The sequence below is a fragment of the Lutibacter sp. A64 genome (assembly GCF_022429565.1).
Taxonomy (GTDB): Bacteria; Bacteroidota; Bacteroidia; order Flavobacteriales; family Flavobacteriaceae; genus Lutibacter.
In genome coordinates, this window is record NZ_CP092487.1 from 3,509,358 (window position 1) to 3,512,644 (window position 3,287).

The 3,287-nt window shown below is 27.0% G+C and carries 3 protein-coding genes; 2 read left to right on the plus strand and 1 reads right to left on the minus strand.

Going from position 1 to position 3,287, the window contains the following annotated elements:
* Positions 1–96 precede the first annotated feature (96 nt).
* Together MKD41_RS14315 and MKD41_RS14320 are read left to right on the plus strand one after the other, a co-directional pair.
* Positions 97–1,086 carry a PorP/SprF family type IX secretion system membrane protein gene (locus MKD41_RS14315; protein ID WP_240243027.1) on the plus strand — a complete coding sequence of 330 codons (990 nt, stop codon included), beginning with the start codon at positions 97–99 and terminating at the stop codon, positions 1,084–1,086.
* Between the two features lie 17 nt (positions 1,087–1,103).
* A complete protein-coding gene (locus MKD41_RS14320; protein ID WP_240243028.1) occupies positions 1,104–1,616 on the plus strand; it encodes a gamma carbonic anhydrase family protein in 513 nt (170 codons plus the stop codon).
* Between the two features lie 80 nt (positions 1,617–1,696).
* Here MKD41_RS14320 and MKD41_RS14325 read toward each other — a convergent pair whose 3' ends face one another.
* Positions 1,697–3,127 carry a redoxin domain-containing protein gene (locus MKD41_RS14325; protein WP_240243029.1) on the minus strand — a complete coding sequence of 477 codons (1,431 nt, stop codon included), beginning with the start codon at positions 3,125–3,127 and terminating at the stop codon, positions 1,697–1,699.
* Positions 3,128–3,287 lie beyond the last annotated feature (160 nt).

Below are 3,287 nucleotides of genomic sequence, written 5' to 3' on the forward strand. Positions count from 1 at the left end.
GGTTAAAAGTTTCATATATAGCTGGTGGCAGAATATTCATTTAATATAAAAAAATTATATATATATAATTAGTATATTTGAAAGTTTATTAAAATAATGCAAAATTTAAAAGTATCTTTTTTTAGTTTGTTTTTATTGGTTTCTATAACACTAGAAGCTCAGGAAACACTTCCAATATATTCAGATTATTTATCTGACAATGTATTTTTGGTGCATCCTTCAGCAGCTGGATTTAGAGATTGTGGAAATGTGCGCTTAACTGCCAGAAATCAATGGAGTGGTATAAAAGATGCACCCTCATTACAAACTTTAAATATTCATTCTAAATTTGGAACGAATGCAGGTTTAGGCTTAATTATTTTTAATGATAAAAATGGGTATCATAGTCAGCAAGGTGTTCAAGCAGCATATGCGTATCATTTAACTTTAGGACGAATAGAAGATTATAAAAAGCTTTCTTTTGGGCTGTCTTTTATGATGGTGAATAATAAACTTGATGAATCTTCATTTAATATTCCAGATCCAGAAATTTCACAAATTGTACAAAGTGAACGTTATTTTAATGCCGATTTTAGTATGGCTTATCATAATGTAGATTTTTTTGGATATTTTACCGTTAAAAATTTAATGTTAAATGCTAGAAATTTATATAATAGTCAATATGAATCTTTAAATTTACGTAGGTATTTGTTTTCTTTTGGATATTATTTCGATTATTATAAAAATAGGAAAACTATAGAATTTGAACCTTCTGTAATGGTTCAATATATAGAAAGAACAAAAGAGAAATTTGTAGATTTTAATATGAAAGTTTATAAGCATTTACCAACGGCCAAACTTTGGGCAGCTTTTTCGTATAGAAGAGGATTTGATAATGTAGATGCCGATCAAATAAATTATATAACACCAATTGTAGGTGTAAATTTTGAAAAATTTATGCTTGCTTATACTTACACAAAGCAAACAGGTGAAATTTTATTTGACAATGCTAGTTACCATCAAATTACATTAGGATTTAATTTTGGTTGTAATGGCTCCGTAAGATTTTGGAACGAAAGAAGTGGTAAAACAAATAGAATGTTTTAAGTAAAAATATATTTAGTATGATTATTAAAGAATTAAATGGTATAAAACCAACTTTTGGAGATGATTGCTTTTTAGCTGAAAACTGTGTAATTATTGGTGAAGTTTCAATGGGGAATCAATGTAGTATCTGGTATAACGCTGTTATTCGTGGTGATGTACACTACATTAAAATGGGAAATAAAGTAAATGTTCAAGATGGAGCAGTAATTCATGCAACCTACCAAAAATACCCAACTAATATTGGAAACAATGTTTCTATTGGTCATAATGCAATGGTTCACGGTTGTACAATTCACGACAATGTTTTAATAGGTATGGGATCTATTGTTATGGATGATTGTGTTGTAGAAAGCAATTCTATAATTGCAGCTGGTGCCGTTGTAACTAAAGGAACTCATGTTCCTTCAGGAACTATCTTTGCGGGTGTTCCTGCAAAAAAAGTAAAAGATATTAGTCAGGAATTAATTTCTGGTGAAATAGATAGAATAGCCAATAATTATGTAAAATATTCGGGCTGGTATAAGGAGTAGTCTACTATTTTTAATGCCTTTAAATAAATTATACCTTTAAAGTTGTTTAAAGGTATAATTTAAACTGATTATAATCTAAATTAAGGTTGTAATTGGTTTATAATATTTATATAATTTTCTACACTAATATTTTTTGCTCTAAATGTTTTAGTGCTATCTAATAAGTACATAACAGGTGTTTGTACAACGTTGTACAATGTTTGAAAATCTACTTCTTCTTTAGAATAATCTCCATACACAACTTTGGTAGGCGTTACGTGAATCCAATCGCTTAATTGTTCTTTTTCAATAAAATCTATCCATTCCTTTTTTAAATCTGGATTTAAATTTACGGCATATATTTTAACGCCTCTACTTTTTAAATCTTTAAGATACCATTTATTTATCTTTGGAAGTTCTTTAATGCAATGGCCACAAGAAGGGTCCCAAAAAATAACTACAGTATAAGGAGAGGAAACATCATATAAGTTTAGTGTTTTCCCATCTATAGTTGTCATAAATAGATTTTTGGCTTTGTTTCCAATTAAATTATCTTTTCTATGTGAGTTGGTTGTGTTTAAAAATATTTTTTGTTGCTCTGTTAACCAGCTATAAGTTTTATCTTTAAAATAGTTGTTGTAAATATTAATAAACACACGATCGTTACCCATTACTTTTGGATTTGCATACGTATTTGCAAAAAATATGCTGAGGTACGAAAACATGCTGTTATTTTTATCTCCAGTATTGTTTAAAATTGTAAAAACTTCTTTAGTTATAGACTCCGGATCTTTTGGAACTAATGCATTAAAATAGGTCGTAATTTTAGTTTCTAAAAATGGATTTCTTAATAAACGTTCATCGTTAAAATTTATTCCTTCAAAAAAATGATCTTTTAAGTATGTTAAAGAGTCTTTTTTTGTAGCCAGTGTTACTTCATTAAAATAATGTTCTATAGGTTTTGAAAGATTGAAAAGTAACGATAAAACATTATCAGGGTCTTTTTGTATGATATTGCTTTTGTATGTTATTATAGACTTATTAAGTGTAGATATTTTGCCTTTAATATGTGCACTACCTTTATTGGTTGTAGCAGTTGCTAATTGTTTTGTTAGTTCTTGTATTTGTAGATTGTTTTGCTTTAATAAAGTGTTAAATTCAAAAAAACGTGTGTTTGTTTCTGAATTTTCAATGGTAGTTTTGTCTGGATGTTCTAAATTTAATGAAATTGAAAATTGTTGTTGTTTATCTATAATAAACTCAGTTACAATTTGTTTGTCGGCATTAACTAACATATAAATACCTTCGGTGTATTTTTTATTTTTTTTAAAATTAATTTCACCTTTTAAATTTGCCTTTGTAGAATCTAATAATACGGTATATTTTCCGTAATAACCAGCCAAATAATACATATTTGTTTTAAAAGAAGGGTCTTTAAATGTAATGGAAACTGCTTGTTTTTGTTGACCTATTAAAGCTATTTGAAAGCAAAAAAATATTAAAAATATGTTAAAATTAAATTTGTTAAGCACGGGTGTTTGTTTTTTTTAAAAATGATATTATATCGTAAAAAAATAATTATTATTGTACGAATATATAACTTTGTGTAAAAACTTTAACTTTTTTTAATATATTTGTTTTATTAATACACCCCCTTTCTTATTAATTTAAGATTGGTATTAAAATAAAACT

What these genes read in the sequence shown, in the direction of transcription:
- MKD41_RS14315 (WP_240243027.1), top strand. Translation starts at nt 97, where the DNA reads ATGCAAAATTTAAAAGTATCTTTTTTTAGTTTGTTTTTATTGGTTTCT.
- MKD41_RS14320 (WP_240243028.1), top strand. Translation starts at nt 1,104, where the DNA reads ATGATTATTAAAGAATTAAATGGTATAAAACCAACTTTTGGAGATGAT.